The sequence below is a fragment of the Bacillus sp. MMSF_3353 genome (assembly GCF_030733445.1).
Lineage (GTDB): Bacteria > Bacillota > Bacilli > Bacillales > Bacillaceae_G > Bacillus_A > Bacillus_A wiedmannii.
In genome coordinates, this window is record NZ_JASHJA010000002.1 from 471,282 (window position 1) to 490,737 (window position 19,456).

Here is a 19,456-nt window from a genome sequence, read left to right on the forward strand (position 1 = left end):
ATTTCATAATGACATTAAATAAAGCACTTACTATCGCTGGTTCTGACACAAGTGGCGGTGCTGGTATACAAGCAGATTTAAAGACATTCCAAGAACTTGGTGTATACGGAATGACATCTCTTACGACAATCGTAACGATGGATCCACATAACGGTTGGGCACATAACGTATTCCCAATCCCAGCTTCTACATTAAAACCACAATTAGAAACGACAATTGATGGTGTTGGAGTAGATGCTTTAAAAACAGGTATGCTTGGATCAGTAGAAATTATTGAAATGGTTGCTGAAACAATCGAAAAACATAATTTCAAAAATGTAGTAGTGGACCCTGTTATGGTATGTAAAGGTGCTGATGAAGCATTACATCCTGAAACGAACGATTGCTTACGTGACGTTCTTGTTCCAAAGGCATTAGTTGTAACACCAAACTTGTTTGAAGCTTACCAATTAAGTGGCGTAAAGATTAGTTCTCTTGAAGACATGAAAGAAGCAGCAAAAAAAATCCACGCTTTAGGTGCGAAATACGTCCTAATTAAAGGCGGTAGCAAGCTTGGTACGGAAACTGCAATCGACGTCCTATATGATGGAGAAACATTCGATCTTCTAGAATCAGAAAAAATTGATACGACAAATACACACGGCGCAGGTTGCACATATTCTGCTGCAATTACAGCAGAACTTGCAAAAGGAAAAACTGTGAAAGAAGCAGTAAAAACTGCTAAAGAATTTATCACAGCTGCTATCCGTTATTCATTCAAGATCAACGAATACGTAGGCCCAACACATCACGGTGCATATCGTAAATTCGTTGCATCAAAAGAACTTGTCTAACATATAAATGAAAACACCCACAGAGTTTATATATTTCCTCTCTGTGGGTGTTTTTTTATAAGCTCTTCTGGTCATCTTATCTTTAAGATGCAGAACTAACCTGATTTCTACCATTTCTTTTGGAGTAATATAATGCATCATCAGCAGCTTGAATAAATCGCTCTGGTGATTCTTCATACACTGAAATTCCTACTGAAACTGTAATTTTTATTTTAGTTCCATTTAGCAATTGAAATGGATGGTTTTCAACAGCCGTACGAACTTTTTCCCCCATACGCATTCCATAAGCTAATCCTTTCTGCGGTATCAAAAGCGCAAACTCTTCCCCACCCTTTCGAAAAGCCAAATCTGGAAACATTGAAACTTCTCGTAAAATATGCCCCATTTGTTTTAATACTTCATCTCCCGCAGGATGCCCATACGTATCATTTACACACTTAAAGTGATCAATATCTATAAGTAGTAAACAAAGTGAATCATTTTTCATACGCTTATTACCAATATGACGATTCATCTCTAAATCAAACTGTCTTACGTTTCCTAAACCTGTCAGTGCATCTATCGTTGCGTATTGCTTCATCGTTTGAAATAACTCATTGGATTGCAATACATAATTTGCGCTTATAAATGTGATATATGCTGCAACACCACTACAAACTAAATATAATACTATTATAGACATATCCTTAAATAAAATAGAAAGTGGAACCGTTAAAATAGATAAACTATATACATTAAACCAGATCCATCTTTTAAATATAGAAGCTTTCATCCGCCAAATGAAAATAATTCCAAAACCTATCAATACAATTGTATAACAAGCCAATTCAGAGGCTAAAGAGTATTCAGTAAAAAATAATCGGGTAATTAATATAATAGTAACTGTTATACTGCTAGCTATCGGACCTCCAATTATAATTGCCAAAATAACAGCTAAATAACGTAGATCCAACATAATATCTTCAATATGTACACCAAAATGCATCAACAGTACACTTAATATTCCAGTAAGAATACCTACTACACATTTCTGCCAAAAAGAGAACCCTTCTTTTAACGGTTTATCTCTTAAAAGCTGACCTCCAACAAAAATAAAGGAAAGAATAATTGTTGTGTTTACAAATAAGTCCCTTAACATAAAATAATCTCCCTACTTTTCTATCTATCCCTTTCCTTATTTTATTTTATACGAAATACCTATAATTCCCAAAGCTTTTTATTTATTTTTTGCTGTTCCACGTGAAACAGCAAAAAATAAAAAAGGACGAAAATTCGCCCTTTTCCTTAACAACACCGTGATATCTTTCCACCCTTTGCATTAAATCTAGCTTCTTGCGCTTCTGCAAAAAACTGTTTTTGACATACAACCTCTTCTTCTGGATGATGCTTTTTCATATGCTCTACATATGTTTCATAGCTTGGTACCCCAACGAGTAAACTAATAAAGTGTTTCCTTTTTCCCCATACTTTTCGTAGTCGTTTAAGCATAATAGTTCCTCGACTCACTTTCATCTCTAGAAATATATGGTGCCTCTTTTAGCGGCATCGGCTTATTTCTTAATACTTGAATCCAAATTCGAATCGCAGAAATTAATACAGCGATTACAACTATCATAAAAATTCCACAAAGCGCTGCATCAATATAATCATTGAAAATAATTTGTTTCATTTGAGCGACATTTTTAGCTGGTGCTAACACTTTCCCCTCATCTAATGCTCCCTGAAACACCTTTGCATGAGATAGAAATCCTATTTTAGGATTTTCATGAAATAGCTTTTGATAACCCGCCGTCATCGTTACAATAAGCAATCCGACAGTTGGAATAAGTGTCACCCAAACATATGCCTTTTTCCCCATTTTGAACAAAATTGTCGTTCCAAGTAATAATGCAATACCTGCTAACATTTGGTTTGCAATACCGAAAAGTGGCCATAATGTATTAATTCCACCAAGCGGATCTACTACCCCTTGGTATAAGAAATAACCCCATCCTAATACGCATAATGTTGTAGCTATCACATTCGCTAATGTAGAATCCGTTTTCGCAAATGGCTTATATACATGTCCTAAAATATCTTGAATCATAAATCGGCCTACACGCGTTCCAGCATCAATTGTTGTTAAAATGAATAGAGCTTCAAAGAGGATTGCAAAATGATACCAAAAGGCCATCATGGCTGTTCCACCTATTACTTGTGAGAAAATATACGCCATACCTATCGCTAACGTTGGTGCACCACCTGTGCGTGATAAAATCGTTTGCTCTCCAACGTTTACAGCGAGATCTTTTAGTTCATTTGGTGTAATAGCAAATCCCCATGAGGAAATAACTTGAGCTGCCTGCGAGACATCCGTACCGATAAGTGCTGCGGGACTATTAATTGCAAAATAAGTTCCTGGTGTTAATACACAAGCTGCAATCATCGCCATCGCCGCTACAAATGATTCCATTAACATTGCCCCATAACCGATTGGCTGTGCATGTCCCTCTTGTTCAATCATCTTTGGTGTCGTACCTGATGAAACGAGAGCATGGAATCCAGACACCGCACCACAAGCAATTGTAATAAATAAGAATGGGAATAGGTTTCCAGAGAAAACAGGACCTGTTCCATCGATAAATTTCGAAACTGCTGGCATTTGTAAATCTGGTGCTACAATTAAAATACCAATTGCTAATCCAACAATTGTTCCGACTTTTAAAAATGTGCTTAAATAATCACGTGGTGCTAAAAGCATCCAAACTGGTAAGGCCGATGCGATAAATCCATATACAATAAGCATAATAGCAATCGTTTCACCGCTAAACGTGAACATGCTTGCAAGCGTTGGATGCTCTGCTACATACTGTCCCCCAATAAGAGACAGTATAAGTAGAATAATTCCGATTACTGACCCTTCACCAACCCGGCCAGGCCTAATGTAGCGCATGTACACTCCCATTAAAATAGCAATAGGAATCGTTGCTGCTATTGTAAACATTCCCCAAGGACTTCCGACAAGCGCCTTTACTACCACTAATGCTAATACCGCTAATAAAATAATCATAATGCCTAAAATGCCTATCATTGCAATAAGCCCTGTAACAGGACCGATCTCATCTTTAATCATTTCTCCTAAAGATTTACCATTCCGTCTCATCGAAGCAAATAAAATTACAAAATCTTGTACAGCTCCAGCGACAACTACCCCAACAATAATCCATATTGTCCCTGGTAAATATCCCATTTGCGCTGCCAAAATCGGTCCTACTAAAGGGCCTGCCCCAGCAATTGCTGCAAAATGGTGCCCAAATAATACCCACTTATTTGTCGGAACATAATCTTTTCCATCGTTTAATGTATGGGCTGGCGTTTGCCGATTATTATCTAAACCAAATACCTTTCTCGCTATAAATCTACTATAAAAGCGGTAAGCAACTGCATACACACATACCGCAGCTACTAAGAGCCACACGGCATTAATAGTTTCACCTTGTGATAAAGCTATTACACCAAAAGCACCTGCGCCTACTGCTGCAATAACTCCCCATAGTAAAATCGACTTCAATGTTTTCACATACAATCCCCCCAATACTATCGCTTAGTGGGATTGTACTAAATTTTCTGAATATTTAATTTGAATCCTCCTTATCATGAAGGATTTTTAGTTTATCATGTTAAAAAATTCGCATTACCTACTATAATTCAATCTTATTTCGAAGTCGTTTCACATAATTACGACTAACTGGAATCGGTTGCTCATCATATTTATCTAAATACAGATTATATGTGCCATTATAATAAGGTTTTAGTTCTTGTACATATGACATATTAATTAAATAACTTTTATGCACACGTAAAAAATCATATACATTTAGCTTATTTTCCAGCTCTTGAAGTGTATATGTTGAAATATACTGATTATTTGTTGTATAAATTGAAACCGTTTTATTTTCCTTATTTTTGCTTACATATACAATATCTTCAGGGAAAATATACCGAATTCCCTCTTGACCTTCTATCGGTAGTTTTCGCAAATAACTCTTTGCTTTCTCGCCTTGCTCTTTACACATTCTATATAAAAGGAATTGCAAATCTTCCTCACGAAATGGGCGTAGTAAATAATAAAATGCTTGAAACCGAAATGCCGTAATCGACTCTTCTATATCTTCACCCATAAAAATCAATTTCGTATAACAATTTACTTCCCGTAATAAACTCGCATATTCAAAACCAGTTCCATCTAGTAATTTTGAATTCAAGAAAACAAAATCTGGTGTATGCTTTTTCATGATCAATAATGATTCTGTTCCCGTATTCGCTTCAAAACATTCTACATTCCTTATATTTTCAGTAAATTTTTCAGCTAAACTTCTTCGCTCTTCTGCTTCTTCCATGATCAGTAAAATTTTCATTTCTTCAACCACCTAATTCTTTTGTCCATATGTCTTGTTGTATACATTCGCTTTTATAAGAAACATTCCCTTTTTCTTACTATACCATTATTTATCTAAAAAAACAGAAAAAAGGAAACCACAACGGTTCCCCCTACCCTTTCATTCAATTATTTGTAGGAAGTAACACCCACTGAATGCGAAGAAATGAGTGTTACTTCCCCAAAAACACAATTGGTGCTGGCTAATAATCAGTGGGGATAAATCCCTCACCGATTAAACTTTCACCTTATACTAATTCTCGTTGCTTCGTTTCTTGCCCAAGTACAATTACAGCAACTACGCCAATTAAAATTGATCCACAGAAAATCGTAAATATTAGTGATAGTGAAGCCTGTGAAGCAACTAAATATCCTACTAATAGCGGCCCAAGAATACCACCAATACGACCGAATGCTGCTGCCATCCCTGCACCTGTACCACGAATAACCGTTGGATACTGTTCCGGTGTATAAGCGTATAATGCACCCCAAGCACCTAAATTAAAGAAGGATAGTAACATGCCTGCTACGATTAATATCGTTAATGACTCTGCCACTCCAAACAAGTAAGCACTACATGCTGTACCGATTAAATACGTAACTAAAACGAACTTACGACCAAGTCGTTCAATAAACCAAGCAGCCGTGAAATATCCTGGCAATTGAGCTAACGTCATAATAAGTACGTACTGAAAACTTTTTATTAAACTAAATCCTTTTAATACCATTACACTAGGTAACCAAAGGAACATCCCATAGTAAGAAAAGACAACAGAAAACCATAGAATCCATAACATAATTGTTGCCTTACGATATTCACCAGACCAAACTAACTTTACATTTTCGATAACAGATGGTCTTTTTTCAGCCTTTTGAAATTTGGGAGAATCCGGTAAATTCCATCTTAAATATAAAGCATATAGTGCCGGAACCGCGCTCAATACCATTGCAACTTCCCAACCATATTTCGGAATAACAAAATACGAGATAAGGGCTGCAATTAGCCATCCACCTGCCCAAAAGCTTTCTAATAGCACAACTATTTTGCCACGTTCATGCGCTTCAACGCTCTCTGATACTAATGTAGATGCGACTGGAAGCTCTCCGCCAAGCCCCATACCAATTAAAAATCGTAAAACAAGGAACATCGCAAGTGTCGTCGTTAAAGCAGTTAAACCACTACCGATAGAAAATAGTAATAATGTAATAATAAAGACTGATTTCCGCCCTATTTTATCTGATAGTATTCCAAAAACGAGCGCTCCGACTGCCATACCAATCGAATTAACGCTGCCTATCCAGCCCATTTCTTGCGTACTTAATCCCCAATCTTTTTGCAGTGCTACCATTACAAATGAAAGCATTCCAACATCCATTGCATCAAATAACCATCCAAGCCCTGCTATACCAAGTAGCTTTCGCTTCGAAATTTCTTTCACCTTGCCCACAAGAAGTCCTCCTTACACAGCTGTCTTTACACATCATTTTACATGTGTGAATTGTATAAGTAAAATACTTTCGTTCAAAAAATTCTCCTTCATCATTCCCCAAAAGTAAAATACTTATCACACTATTTGAGGGCAGTAAGACTCCTACCTCAAAATTCAGCTGAAACAAAAAGGTTAAATTGAAGACCAACTGCCATTAAACGTCCAATTGGTGAGGGTTAACCATCAGTGGTGGATGAGCAAAACCTCACTTTATTAAAAATGACCAAATAAAAAAGTAGCGATATTCCGCTACTTTTTCGAACGCATGACTTCTTTTAAAAATTCCGCTAATACTAACTGACGACGCCAGCGCGTTGGATTACTACACAATCTATAAAACCACTCTAAGTTAATCGCTTGAATCCATTTTGGTGCACGTTTTACCTCTCCAGCCCATACATCTAAACTTCCGCCCACTCCAACAGCCATCTTCGTTTCTAAACGATGCTTATTAGTTTGGATAAAATTCTCTTGTCTTGGGAAACCAAGCGCGACAAGTAATAAATCTGGTTTTGCTTCTTGAATGCGAGAAACGATACTCTCTTCTTCTTCTTGTTTAAAGTACCCATCTTGTGTACCCACAATAGATACAGCTGAATATGTCTTCGTTAAATGATCTGCTGCAGCTTGTACAACATGCGGTTTTGCACCAAGTAAGAAAACAGATACCGGTTTATTCTCCTCTGATAACTTTGCAAATAGATTACACATTAAATCAAAACCTGCTACACGTTCCTTTACAGGTGTACCTAACATACCACTTGCTTTTACAACTCCAATACCGTCAGGTGTAATTAAATCTGTATTTAATAATGTTTTATGGAATGTTTCATCCTTTTTTGCACACATAACAATTTCAGGATTTGCTGTTACTACCTGAAAAGTATGAGTTCGCTCCAATTCTAGTTGTCCCTTCAAATATTGGATCGTTTCATCCATTGTCATTGTAGAAAAAGGAACACCTAGAATATCAACCGTTTTTACTTCCATGATTAACTATCCTCTCTATTTCAGTAAAAGTTTTTTATATGCATTATAAGTATCTTCATACAAATTCTTTAGCGAGAAATGAGTAGATGCATGATTATATAAACGATTTCCCATCGCTTCTAATTCACCATTCAACCATTTTTCATAAGCATTTTCTAACGCGTTTGCTAACGAATCCGCATCACCAATCGGTACAATCCATCCATACGTATCATCAACTATTAACTTTTTCATATCACCTACATTTGTTGCAATAGATGTTAAGCGTTGATTAGCCGCCTCTAATAAAACAAGAGGGAAGCTTTCGCTATAAGAGGTTAACAAATTAATGTGTGCAGATGCATATAATTCTTTTGAATCTGTACGAAAACCTAGAAAAATCACCTTATCCTCTAAGCCCTTTTGTTTCACCATCTCTTTTAATTCTGCTTCTATAGGTCCATCACCAAGCAAGAGCACCTTTATATTTGGAATTTTAATTTTTTGTAACGCTTCAAATAAAATATCATGACCTTTAACAGGATGAAGACGCGCTACTTGAACAGCTGTAAATACTCCTTCATCAATGCCAAATTCACTTTTATCATAAGGTTTTGCTGGAGTATTATCATACTCGATTCCATTATAAACCGTACAAATCTTCTCTTCTGGTACACCTAGTTTTATTATGTTTCTCTTAAAGTTTTCCGTAATTGCAAAGAATAAATCTACCTTCCTGAAAGAACGTAAATTTAACTTCGTAAATACCCATCCTTTTAATCCCCTCTTCATAAAATCCAAAGTTGGATCACTGTGGACAGTCATTATCCATTTCGCTTTTATACCTTTTTTCAAGAGGGAGAGATAGAAATTTGCTCGTGCGCCATGTGTATGCACAATGTCAAATTGATTTTCATTAATAAATGCTTTTATTTTTGAAAGAATTGATAGGTCGTACCGAGATGATTGGGTAAAAACATGCACTTGAATACCAAGGTTTCTCGCCTCTCTAGCAATCGCACCTTCTTCAAATACCATTAATTCCACTTCTTCCTTTGAAAATTGAGATAAAAGTGAAATAATATGTGTTTTCCCCCCACCTTCTTCTGCACCAGCATTCATATGCAACACTTTCATTTCTTACATCCCCCATTTTTTCTTTTTATTTACTATAACAAAATAAAAGCTAACATATGCTAGCTTTTATTTTTCTATCATTCAATTTCCAAGTCAACTATTAAATATGCCATGATTATTACTAAGTAGAAACTCACTCCAGGTGCAATTAAAATATGACCAGCCATGAATGAGATACCTAATCCGAGAAGTATTGCTGCAATCATCATTGCATATTTCACTGTGAATATTTGTTTAAATTTAGTAAATATACATGCAATAAATTTAATACCAAAGTATAAGAATGGAATTACAAGTAAAATGAACCCTATGATTCCGAAAGAATAGAACCAATCGTGGAAGTCACGTTCAATTAATTTCGGCTGTTCTTTATAGTTACCAGCATAACCCATTCCTAATAATTTTTGAGACATTGGGGCTTCATTATAGAAATCTTTATACATCTGTTCAAATAATTGACGCCCACTAAAAATAAGAGCTTGCGTTTCTTCTTTCTTCTCCGCTACTTTTTCTTTTGCTTTTTCTTTCTCTTTTTCTTGCTCTGTCACAGGAGGTTTGTGCTCTTTAGCTTCCTCCTTCTTTTTCTCTTCCTTTTTCGCACTCTGTTCTTGTTCAATTAATTGGAAATGGAATCCCATATTTTTCATAAACGGTGAAAAAGGTGTATATGCCAATATGCCTACAAATACAGTTATTGCAAGAAAACCATTTAATAAATAGGCATGTTTCTTTCCATCTTTACGCTGTGTAAATGCCTGAATAAAGCACATAACAACTGCGATAGCCATTGATCCAAAGATTGCTCCTACGCCAACCTTTGTCCCAATTGCAAATAGTGAATAAACAACTAAAATTGAAGGAATCCAATAGTACGCTTTACCTATACTTTTTGTTCTTTCAATTGAATACAAAATAACAATTGGACACATGATGGCTAAAATAGATCCTAGCTCGTTACCTGCATAAAACCAACCGCGTGATCCTAACTTTACCCATTCATAACTATTATAATCTGTTCCAGTAGTAATCGAAGCTACCATGACTACTCCTATAATTAGCGATGCATACGTAACATAGTCACGCATTTTTGAATTTGAATGGCTTTTCTCTTTTAAAGACTTAAATACAAATACATAACAAGTAAGCATAACAAACGGATATAATGCTTTTGCTATAAACTTAATTTCCTCTGTAAGTACCATAGGATCTTTTGTAAGCTTGTTATTTACCAATCCGATGGTGAAGACTATTCCTACTAAGATTATATACAATATATATTTTATATTTCCTTGTTTCTTCGTTTGAATTAAAATATATATCCCGCTTAGGAACATAACGAATAAGCGTGTAATAACTCCAATGGTCGTATCAATTTTTAAAACCATTATACAGAATGCCGTGAGCAAATCTAAAATTGGTTGCAACAAAATAAAGATTAATAGAAAATTTTCAAATTTATTACTTTTACTATTTTCGCTTAACATCTAGAACCTCCATAACTATTACCTAATTTCAATCTATACTGTTAATATTTTTTCTTATCTCAAATATTTATTATAACATATATTTTTTAATTAAACGCCTCACATTTCTCCCCAGCCTTACCTTATAGAAAAAAGCATATTTGCATTTTCAAGCGCTTTCTTTCCTCATTTTTTCTTTTTTTCTACATGTAAAGAAAATGCATTGTTATTTACATAACTTTAGTGTATATTTTTTCTCTGGAACATCTTTAGGAGGAAGGGATTACAGCAATGTTATTAATCGACATATTTACGTTTCTTGGCATTATCGCCGCTGCTATTTCCGGTACATTAGTTGGTTTAAAAAAAGATTTAGATTTATTCGGTGTCCTTTGTTTAGCTGTAGCTACAGCGCTCGGCGGCGGTATTATTCGTGATATTATGATCGGTAACCTGCCTCCTGTCGCATTTGTTAAACCCATTTACTTTTTCGTAAGCGTATTATCAGCATTATTTACTTGTATGTTTTTTGAGCGTATCAATAAACTGCAAGTCGTTATTATGCTTTCTGATGCTGTTGGCTTAGGTGTTTTTACAGCTATTGGTGCAAATGCAGCAATGTCACATCATGTTGACGCCTCATTTTTAGTTGTTTCAATGGGAGTCATTACAGGTATTGGAGGCGGTATTTTGCGTGACATTTGCGCTCAAGATATCCCCTACGTATTCCGAAAAGAGATTTACGCAATCGCTTCTATCTTAGGAGCTATTAGTTTCCTAATCACATATGCAATGGGGGCACACGTACTAGCTTTCTATGTTTGTTTATTAGTAACATTTATTATTCGTGTTGTCACTGTAATATATAATGTACATTTCCCTGTTTTCTTTAAAACACATGCTAAAATTAATAAAGGCCATTAAGAGAATTCTACACAGAATTCTCTTAATTTATATACTATTCTACACACTAATATAGAGTAATTGTATATAAAAATATATAATTATATTAGAATCAAAAATGAAAACGCTTTATACACAGGGGGAAGAACGATGCTTCGGTTTTTTAAAAAACATACAAATAAAACAAACGCCAGTATACTCGAATTAAGTAAGGATCAAAAAATCACTTTTAACGTGCCTACTAATTCTGAACTGAAAATTCAAATGGATATGCTACATATTTCAAAAGAAGATTTACAAATCGTAAAGGTACTACAGCCCTTTATTTATGAAGAAATTGATTGGATTACGGAAAAATTCTATGCCAATATTACAAAGCAGCCTAATTTAACTACTATTATTGAACGTTATAGCTCTATTCCAAAACTAAAGCAAACTTTAAAAACACATATAAAGGAATTATTCAGCGGAGATATGCACGAAGATTTTATTGAACAACGTGTTAGAATTGCCAAAAGACATGTACAAATTGGTTTACATAGAAAATGGTATACTGCCGCTTATCAAGAATTATTCCGCTCTATCATGAAGATTTTGCAAACAAAAATTACAACAATTGACGATTTTTCTTATTCTATAAACGTAATAAACAAATTATTCACCCTTGAACAAGAGCTCGTTATTGCGGCTTATGAATCTGAATATGAAAGAATGCAAAAAGAACATGAAAAAGAAAAAGAAATAACAGCTATGACCATTACGCATATTGCAACAGAACTAGCATCTGTATCTGAAAAAACGAGTGCTTCTATTCAACAGTTAACCGCTAAATCTGAAACTATTGTAGAAATTGCCAAAACAGGTACATCATTAGCTACAACATCAGAAGAAAAAGCGAATAAAGGGAAAGAACAATTAAATCAACAGAATAAACGAATGGAATACATTCAAACAAACATGGAAACGATTATTACAGATACTCATGAACTTCTCGATATTTCTAACAAAATTAACGAGATTATAGACATTGTAAAATCAATTGCAGAGCAAACAAATTTGCTCGCACTAAATGCTGCTATTGAATCTGCACGTGCTGGGGAATTTGGCAAAGGCTTTTCTGTTGTAGCTGGAGAAATTCGCAAGTTATCAGAGCAAACGAAAGAATCTATATTCAACGTTACAAAGCTCGTTGAAAAAACAAATGAACAAATTGTTCGTGTCTCTTCTTCAGTGAAACAAATTAGCTCCCTCGTATCTGAAGGAACGGATAGTATGTCTGCAACAGATCAATACTTCCAAGAAATTGTAAAAGACATGTCTAACTCGAAAGAACAGAATAAAAAAATTGAAAATGAGTTAGAAACCATTTCACAAGTAATGAAAGGAATTCAAGACGATTCCTCAAAAATGGCTCTAACAGCTGATAGTTTACAACTAGAACTGAATAGATAGGGTGAAGCTTATGTCAGTAGATATTCTTCATCTCTGCTGACTCTTAGTCCTCATCTTCCATCCATAAAAAAAGAATCCAAACTGGATTCTTTTTATTTTCTGAAGAATATTTTTTGACAATAAACATAACTCATATAAACACCAAAGCTTTGCAAAATAAACAAGGCTGGCACAATAAGATTGTAATATGCCATATCTACTTGGAAGAGCCTTAACAATACGTATCCGCCAATTAACAAAACGAACAACATATATCCTTCGTTTTGTTGTTTCTTAATAAGAAAGTGTAATAAAGCTATCGACATAAATAATGTTACCGCTATATATATAAGTTTTTCACATTTAAATAGAATAGAATGTATTCCCTCACCTGAGAATTGATTAATTACTGGCTTTAAAAGATTAAATCTTTCTTCTTCAATCTCTTTTAGCTTTTGATCAATATGCTCTGTTACGTTTTGATTCTTTGTTATTTTTTCCTCATTTTTACTTTTTCCAATTAAAACAGATTGAACATACGTCTCATTTGAAATTGTATATTGTGACATTCCCATTGTCTGAATTCCATAACTCACACCAAAATGAGCACTATAAAATAGAATAAGTATCCCTATCATCTTTAATAGTACTTTTTGCTTCATTGCTGATTGAAAGAGTTCAATTAACAACACATATACAGCAATAAAAATAGGAAGAAGTAATCCTATTGGGAAAATCATATTACTGCATGCAAATAAAATTGCTGAAAGTACCCACATATAAGGATGATCTAAACCTTTATATAAAAGTATGTAGCAAGCCAAATAAAATAAAAATATTGCGAGCGATTCTGATGTTAATAAGGAACTCATAAATATATTCGGAATATATAAAGCGTAAAATACAGACGCAATACGGCCGCATTCTTCTCCGAAAACCATTGCTGCAATACGATAAATGAAAAATGCAGTCCCTGTGCAAAATAAAATATTAAATAACTGCAATGCGAATACTGTATCGCCAAATACACGAATAATTATTGATTCATAAATAATAAAAGGTAACTGCGCTATGCTCTCTACGTTATTACCAATTGCAATCTGCTTTGCAGACTCAAACATAGCTTTCATATCACCAATTATCGGAACGTCTACAAATAGAACCATACTAAGTCTCACAATTATAGATGTACTCATAAGAAAAACAAGAAATTGTTTTTCTGTAAAGCGATACTGTAAAATCGATGCCACTAACAACATAAGAATAACAAAAATAACCAATACAATTGTTACACTTGTTGTACTGTCGCCAAAAAATTGTTTACTTGTTTCAAACGCTGACCAACAACTATAAACAAAAAATGCGAGCATCGCACCAATCATTATTTTACTAAAAAAAGACGAAAAATTTGTTTGTATATGATTCATATGTCCATTGCACCTCTATTTCCATTCATAACAAAACGATTCTATCATGAATAGGTACACAGCTGATAGGGAATTTCTATGACAAATACAGGGTCCTAATTTTTTCACTTGCAATGTAAGCGAATCCTCTTTTACACTACACTTTATATAGTAATAAATTTTCTTTCAGTTACATGAATACAAATACAGAAGTTTTACTAACCCTCTTCTGGAATTCTTTACTTCATTAAATATCTATTGATTTTTAATTTTTTGTACTCCACTTACAATACATGTCATTCTGATTGAAAACAGAAAATAGGGGCTGACCATATGGAAAAGAAATTCATGCGAGAATCCAAAGCAATTAAAACAACACGTGTTTTTCCGAATGATTTAAATAATCATCAAACACTTTTCGGAGGAAAATTATTAGCGGAAATTGATAGTATCGCTTCAATTGCAGCTGCAAGACATAGCCGTAAACATTGCGTAACGGCATCTATCGATTCTGTTGATTTTTTAACTCCAATTCACCAAGCAGATTCTGTTTGTTACGAAGCATTCGTATGTTATACAGGAAAATCTTCGATGGAAGTGTTCGTAAAAGTAATTGCAGAGAATTTATTAGCAGGCGAACGTAGAATAGCTGCAACATGTTTCATTACATTCGTTGCATTAAAAGATGGAAAACCTTCATCTGTCCCACAAGTACTACCTGAAACGGAAGAAGAACATTGGCTACACACAACTGGTTCTGAGCGTGCAGAAAGTAGAAAAAAAGGGCGTGTAAAAAGCAAAGAAATGGCTGAAGTTTTAACTTTAAGTAAACCTTGGAGTATATAGGCCTTCACCATTAAAACATCTTTTGAGCGAATAGCTATCACATATTCGCTCATTTTTTATAAACAATTTCACACCTTCATACAACCATTACTCCTTTTCACACATATTATGTAATATTTTTATACATACCCGTTCGCTATTAACTTTTTCTAATTGATAAAATCTCATTTATCCCGCTATTTTCGGGCTGTAAAACTACCGTGTAGCAAAGACTTTAGGCGGGAGCCCCGTTGCCCGTAAACGCCCAATTGATGAGTGCTGATAATCAATAGGAAATGTACAACCCCCCACTGATTAAAGTTTCACTTTATAATACAGTTCGATCCCATCAACAGTTGCTTTACAAAGTTTATGTAGGGTACACTTATACGGGTGGTCAACAAACAATTTAAGGATTTGTAAACAGTGTAGAAAACACCTTACATTTCATTATATTGAGAGAATTAACTCTAGTGAAAAAACTGGATTATTTTAATGGAAAGGTGAAATTATGCAGAAATCAATTGCTTCAAATATTTTTTATAAAATACTGCTCAACACGTTTAATATTATACTTCCAATTTTAGTTGGTCCTTACGCATATCGAACATTAGGGGCCAATTCAATCGGAACCGTTAACATTGCTGAAACTTTTTTCAATTACTTCTTCGTGTTCGCCGTATTTGGTGTATATCAATATGGTTTACGTGAAATTAGCTTAATTAAAAACGATAAAAAGAAAGTTTCTAAGTTATTTACAAGTCTCTATGTAATTAACTTCACAACTAGTATTTTAGCTTTATCAGGCTTTGTGCTCTTTAGTTATATTGGATACGGACATGAAAGTTTATTTCCTGTTCTTCTTATTTTCGGTTTTAATTTTATATCTAACATGTTTTATGTGGAATGGTTCAATGAGGCATATGAAAATTATGACTTCATCACTAAAAAAACAGTTATCGTTCGATTAATCTATGTCGTACTTCTTTTCTCTTTCATTCATGGGGTTGACGATTACAAAACATATGCTGGTTTATTAGTATTATCGACATTTTTAAACCACTCTATTAGCTTTATATATGTGAAACGCCAAGTGAAATTTGATTTTTCCGACTTAACAATTATTCCTCATTTAAAACCGTTACTATTAGTCTTGATTTTTTCAAATGCTAATATTTTATATACTCAATTAGATCGTCTTGTTTTAGGGGTATATGTTGGAAAAGAAGAAGTTGCATATTACGTAATGGCTTTTCAAATTATGATGATTATTAATACACTTATGTTAAGTGTTGTACAAGTAACCGTTCCAAGACTGTCTTATTTATCAGGAAACGCGTCTGAAATGGAATATGAGTCTTTACTAAATAAAATTTCAAAAGTATATTTCATTACCCTATTCCCTGCCGCAATTGGTTTAATGCTCATTGCTCATGGAGCTGTTGTTATTTACGGTGGACAACAATTTGCTGAGGCTGGTAATACATTAATTGTTTTCGCCTTCTATATGATTACAGTCGGTATTGAGTCCATTTTATCGAATCAAATTATTTATGTGAAAAAGAAAGAAAGCATTTTAGTGCGATTTTTATTCATTTGTGGATTTATCAACTTGGCATCCAATATTGCATTAATATTCTTCCATATACTTACACCAACAACCGCAATTTTCACAACAACAATTGCGAATTGTTTCTTAATCACATTTGAATATATTTATGTGAAAAAGAAATTAAAAGTGAATTATACGTTATTTGATATACAAAAACTTAAATATCTATTTTATTCCCTAACATTTGTCCCCATAGCATTCGTTATTGATATGATCGTATCTGGACAAATACTACAAGTTATCCTAGTCATAATAACGTGTGGATTAACGTATGCCCTTATCCTCTTTATAACAAAGGATGAAATTCTCTTTTCACTACTTGAAAAGATATTAGCACGATTCAAAAAAGCTTAAACGCAATCTCTAAAAGGAGCTGTTAAACTTGAAATTTTCTTTAATCATGGCTACTTGTGGCAGACGTGATGATATTCTTGACTTACTAAAATCACTTGAACAACAAACTTACAAAAACTTTGAACTTATCGTAGTAGATCAAAATGATACGCCAATCTCTGATTTATTTGATGAATATAAAGATAAATTTTCTATTAACTACATTTATACACCTATTAAAGGGCTATCGAGAGCTCGAAATGCAGGATTAAAAGTAGCAGATGGTGATTTCATCGCTTTTCCAGATGATGATTGTATTTATGAAACAAATGTTTTAGAGAGTATATTAGAAACTTTCAACTCTAATAAAGATGTTCATTTCATCTCGACAAACACTACAAATGTTGAAGGTACAGGTTCTTTAATACACGCACCGAATACAGACATTATTTTAAATAATAAGTATGGATTCATGGGGCCTTCTTTCACACTATTCTTCACAAAACAATTTGTACAAGCTGTAGGTACATTTGATGAAGATTTAGGTGTTGGTTCTGGCACGATTTATGGAGCTGGTGAAGAAACTGACTTTGTACTACGTGGGATGAAACAAAATTACACTGGTTTATTTAGAAAAGATCTGTTCGTATATCATCCTGTAAAAGAGGAAATTATTAATGAACAATCATTAAAACGTGCTATTTCTTATGCTGGTGGTTTTGGTAGGGTTATTCGCTTACACTATGGATTCCCTTATTTCATACGTGCTGTCGCTGCCGCAACATTCCGTATGACACAAAACATTTCTAATGATAAGCGTAAATTCCACGCAAACCGCTTACGCGGTATTGTTCGTGGATATTTAAAATAAAAAACAAGGTGTAACCACTTTTATTAAATGGTTACACCTTATTTTTTTATTTCTCTTGCATCGCTTGTTTCTTGCAAAGCAACCCATCATTCTTTTGTAATCGCATACCTTGCTTGTCAGTTACATTATATATTTTTGAAATGATAGCATTATATCCAAGAATTTAGTATCATGATTCAAGACACTATTTAGAAATGAACGGAGGACATTATGAGCTTATTAACTGTTGAAAAATTAGGCCATACATTTGGTGATCGTACATTATTTAGAGATGTATCCATGCGCTTACTCGCAGGAGAACACGTTGGATTAGTCGGAGCAAACGGTGTTGGTAAATCAACATTTATGAATATAATTACTGGTCAGCTTATCCATGACGAAGGTCGTGTAGAATGGACACCTGGTACAAATTACGGTTACTTAGACCAACATACGATTTTAACACCTGGTCGCACGATCCGTGACGTATTAGCAGATGCATTTTTACCTTTATTTGAAAAAGAAAAAGCTTTAAATGAAGTTGCAGAAAAAATGGGAACTGCTACACCAGAAGAATTAGAGGAACTTCTTGAACAAATGGCAGAAATTCAAGATGCCCTTGAAGCAGGTGGCTTCTATTTATTAGATATTAAAATTGAAGAAGCAGCGCGCGGCCTTGGAATTGATGCAATTGGTCTAGATCGTGATGTTGCGGCATTAAGTGGTGGACAACGTACAAAAGTATTACTTGCAAAGTTACTACTTGAGCAACCAGAAGTATTACTATTAGATGAGCCTACCAACTATTTAGACGTTGAACATATCCATTGGTTAACAAGTTATTTAAAAGAATATCCACATGCATTCCTATTAATTTCCCATGATACGGAATTTATGAATAAATGTGTCGATGTTATTTTCCATCTAGAATTCACAAAAATGACGCGTTATACAGCAACATATGAAAAATTCTTAGAGCTGGCAGAAATCAATAAAAATCAACATATCAATGCTTATGAAAAGCAGCGAGAGTTTATCAAAAAACAAGAAGATTTTATTGCAAAAAATAAAGCCCGTTACTCAACAACAGGCCGTGCAAAGAGCCGTCAAAAACAACTTGATCGCATGGAACGTATCGATCGTCCTGAAACAGCTATTAAGCCTGAGTTCTCCTTTAAAGAAAGTCGTGCAAGTAGTCGATTTGTCTTCGAAGGGGAAAATGTAGAGATTGGATATACACATCCGTTATTACCGAAATTAACAATGACAATTGAACGTGGTGAAAAAATTGCAATTGTTGGATGCAATGGTGTCGGTAAGTCAACACTGTTAAAAACGATTTTAGGTAAGATTAAACCATTAAGCGGAAAAACAAGTCTTGGTGACTTCTTAAACCCATCATACTTCGAGCAAGAAGTAAAAGCTGATAATATAACACCCATTGATGATGTTTGGAATACATTCCCTAGCTTAGACCAGCATCAAGTACGTGCAATGTTAGCGAAATGCGGTTTAAAAAACGAACATATCTCTCGTCCACTGAATCAATTAAGCGGTGGCGAACAAGCAAAAGTTCGTTTATGTAAACTAATGGGTGAAGAAAGTAACTGGCTACTCTTTGATGAGCCAACAAACCACCTTGATGTTACAGCAAAAGAAGAGTTGAAAAAAGCGATGAAAGCATACAAAGGAACAATTCTTCTTGTATGCCACGAACCAGACTTTTATGAAGAGTGGATAACAAAAACTTGGGATGTAGAGAAATGGGCCCAAGAAAATTCTTAATC

Annotated in this window: 16 protein-coding genes and 1 pseudogene; 8 read left to right on the forward strand and 9 right to left on the reverse strand. The window is 34.4% G+C overall.

Annotated features, from left to right (window positions below; translation table 11 throughout):
• Positions 1-8 precede the first annotated feature (8 nt).
• Positions 9-833 carry a pyridoxine/pyridoxal/pyridoxamine kinase gene (gene pdxK, locus RBB48_RS07645; protein WP_087981903.1) on the forward strand — a complete coding sequence of 275 codons (825 nt, stop codon included), beginning with the start codon at positions 9-11 and terminating at the stop codon, positions 831-833.
• Positions 834-915: 82 nt separating this feature from the next.
• Here pdxK and RBB48_RS07650 read toward each other — a convergent pair whose 3' ends face one another.
• From RBB48_RS07650 to RBB48_RS07685, 8 genes are all read right to left on the reverse strand, one after another.
• Entirely contained in the window at positions 916-1,971 is a 1,056-nt protein-coding gene (locus tag RBB48_RS07650) for a GGDEF domain-containing protein (RefSeq protein WP_088065064.1), read from the reverse strand.
• Between the two features lie 146 nt (positions 1,972-2,117).
• Positions 2,118-2,321 (reverse strand): YbdD/YjiX family protein, encoded by a 204-nt coding sequence (locus tag RBB48_RS07655; protein WP_000919820.1) that lies wholly within the window; start codon positions 2,319-2,321, stop codon positions 2,118-2,120.
• Positions 2,314-4,392, reverse strand: coding sequence for a carbon starvation protein CstA (gene cstA, locus RBB48_RS07660; protein ID WP_088065065.1), 2,079 nt, complete (start codon positions 4,390-4,392; stop codon positions 2,314-2,316). The genes RBB48_RS07655 and cstA overlap by 8 nt, the downstream gene beginning before the upstream one ends.
• A gap of 121 nt (positions 4,393-4,513) precedes the next feature.
• Entirely contained in the window at positions 4,514-5,230 is a 717-nt protein-coding gene (locus RBB48_RS07665; protein ID WP_048542790.1) for a LytR/AlgR family response regulator transcription factor, read from the reverse strand.
• Between the two features lie 268 nt (positions 5,231-5,498).
• The gene (locus tag RBB48_RS07670) at positions 5,499-6,698 is read right to left on the reverse strand and encodes an MFS transporter (protein ID WP_087981899.1); all 1,200 of its coding nucleotides are present in this window, start codon (positions 6,696-6,698) and stop codon (positions 5,499-5,501) included.
• A 291-nt stretch (positions 6,699-6,989) separates the two neighbouring features.
• On the reverse strand, positions 6,990-7,730 hold the full coding sequence (locus RBB48_RS07675; RefSeq protein ID WP_046955475.1) for a WecB/TagA/CpsF family glycosyltransferase: 741 nt from the start codon (positions 7,728-7,730) through the stop codon (positions 6,990-6,992).
• Between the two features lie 15 nt (positions 7,731-7,745).
• Complete coding sequence (locus tag RBB48_RS07680) at positions 7,746-8,846, reverse strand: glycosyltransferase family 4 protein (protein WP_088065067.1); 1,101 nt, start codon at positions 8,844-8,846, stop codon at positions 7,746-7,748.
• Between the two features lie 77 nt (positions 8,847-8,923).
• Positions 8,924-10,330, reverse strand: coding sequence for an O-antigen ligase family protein (locus tag RBB48_RS07685; RefSeq protein ID WP_088065068.1), 1,407 nt, complete (start codon positions 10,328-10,330; stop codon positions 8,924-8,926).
• A 270-nt stretch (positions 10,331-10,600) separates the two neighbouring features.
• On the opposite strand from RBB48_RS07685, the gene RBB48_RS07690 reads away from it, so the two are divergent.
• From RBB48_RS07690 to RBB48_RS31635, 3 genes and pseudogenes are all read left to right on the forward strand, one after another.
• Positions 10,601-11,233, forward strand: a complete 633-nt coding sequence (locus RBB48_RS07690) for a trimeric intracellular cation channel family protein (protein ID WP_000924376.1) — start codon at positions 10,601-10,603, stop codon at positions 11,231-11,233.
• Between the two features lie 249 nt (positions 11,234-11,482).
• Positions 11,483-11,860: pseudogene (locus RBB48_RS31630) on the forward strand (protoglobin family protein); the annotation flags it as partial.
• Positions 11,858-12,664, forward strand: coding sequence for a methyl-accepting chemotaxis protein (locus tag RBB48_RS31635; RefSeq protein WP_370512865.1), 807 nt, complete (start codon positions 11,858-11,860; stop codon positions 12,662-12,664). The pseudogene RBB48_RS31630 and the gene RBB48_RS31635, both read left to right, overlap by 3 nt.
• Before the next feature lie 92 nt (positions 12,665-12,756).
• Here RBB48_RS31635 and RBB48_RS07700 read toward each other — a convergent pair whose 3' ends face one another.
• Complete coding sequence (locus tag RBB48_RS07700; protein WP_306007498.1) at positions 12,757-14,070, reverse strand: ArnT family glycosyltransferase; 1,314 nt, start codon at positions 14,068-14,070, stop codon at positions 12,757-12,759.
• A gap of 312 nt (positions 14,071-14,382) precedes the next feature.
• On the opposite strand from RBB48_RS07700, the gene RBB48_RS07705 reads away from it, so the two are divergent.
• From RBB48_RS07705 to RBB48_RS07720, 4 genes are all read left to right on the forward strand, one after another.
• Positions 14,383-14,895, forward strand: coding sequence for an acyl-CoA thioesterase (locus RBB48_RS07705; RefSeq protein WP_000412135.1), 513 nt, complete (start codon positions 14,383-14,385; stop codon positions 14,893-14,895).
• A 490-nt stretch (positions 14,896-15,385) separates the two neighbouring features.
• Positions 15,386-16,840, forward strand: a complete 1,455-nt coding sequence (locus tag RBB48_RS07710) for an oligosaccharide flippase family protein (RefSeq protein WP_087981894.1) — start codon at positions 15,386-15,388, stop codon at positions 16,838-16,840.
• Positions 16,841-16,868: 28 nt separating this feature from the next.
• Positions 16,869-17,690 (forward strand): glycosyltransferase family 2 protein, encoded by an 822-nt coding sequence (locus RBB48_RS07715; RefSeq protein WP_087981893.1) that lies wholly within the window; start codon positions 16,869-16,871, stop codon positions 17,688-17,690.
• Between the two features lie 210 nt (positions 17,691-17,900).
• Positions 17,901-19,454 (forward strand): ABC-F family ATP-binding cassette domain-containing protein, encoded by a 1,554-nt coding sequence (locus RBB48_RS07720; RefSeq protein WP_087981892.1) that lies wholly within the window; start codon positions 17,901-17,903, stop codon positions 19,452-19,454.
• Positions 19,455-19,456: the final 2 nt, after the last annotated feature.

Coding starts and splice junctions, on each gene's coding strand:
- RBB48_RS07675 (WP_046955475.1), bottom strand. CDS start 7,730: ATGGAAGTAAAAACGGTTGATATTCTAGGTGTTCCTTTTTCTACAATG.
- RBB48_RS07680 (WP_088065067.1), bottom strand. CDS start 8,846: ATGAAAGTGTTGCATATGAATGCTGGTGCAGAAGAAGGTGGGGGGAAA.
- RBB48_RS07705 (WP_000412135.1), top strand. CDS start 14,383: ATGGAAAAGAAATTCATGCGAGAATCCAAAGCAATTAAAACAACACGT.
- RBB48_RS07710 (WP_087981894.1), top strand. CDS start 15,386: ATGCAGAAATCAATTGCTTCAAATATTTTTTATAAAATACTGCTCAAC.
- RBB48_RS07690 (WP_000924376.1), top strand. CDS start 10,601: ATGTTATTAATCGACATATTTACGTTTCTTGGCATTATCGCCGCTGCT.
- RBB48_RS07700 (WP_306007498.1), bottom strand. CDS start 14,070: ATGAATCATATACAAACAAATTTTTCGTCTTTTTTTAGTAAAATAATG.
- RBB48_RS07665 (WP_048542790.1), bottom strand. CDS start 5,230: ATGAAAATTTTACTGATCATGGAAGAAGCAGAAGAGCGAAGAAGTTTA.
- RBB48_RS07720 (WP_087981892.1), top strand. CDS start 17,901: ATGAGCTTATTAACTGTTGAAAAATTAGGCCATACATTTGGTGATCGT.
- RBB48_RS07685 (WP_088065068.1), bottom strand. CDS start 10,330: ATGTTAAGCGAAAATAGTAAAAGTAATAAATTTGAAAATTTTCTATTA.
- RBB48_RS07650 (WP_088065064.1), bottom strand. CDS start 1,971: ATGTTAAGGGACTTATTTGTAAACACAACAATTATTCTTTCCTTTATT.
- RBB48_RS07655 (WP_000919820.1), bottom strand. CDS start 2,321: ATGCTTAAACGACTACGAAAAGTATGGGGAAAAAGGAAACACTTTATT.
- pdxK (WP_087981903.1), top strand. CDS start 9: ATGACATTAAATAAAGCACTTACTATCGCTGGTTCTGACACAAGTGGC.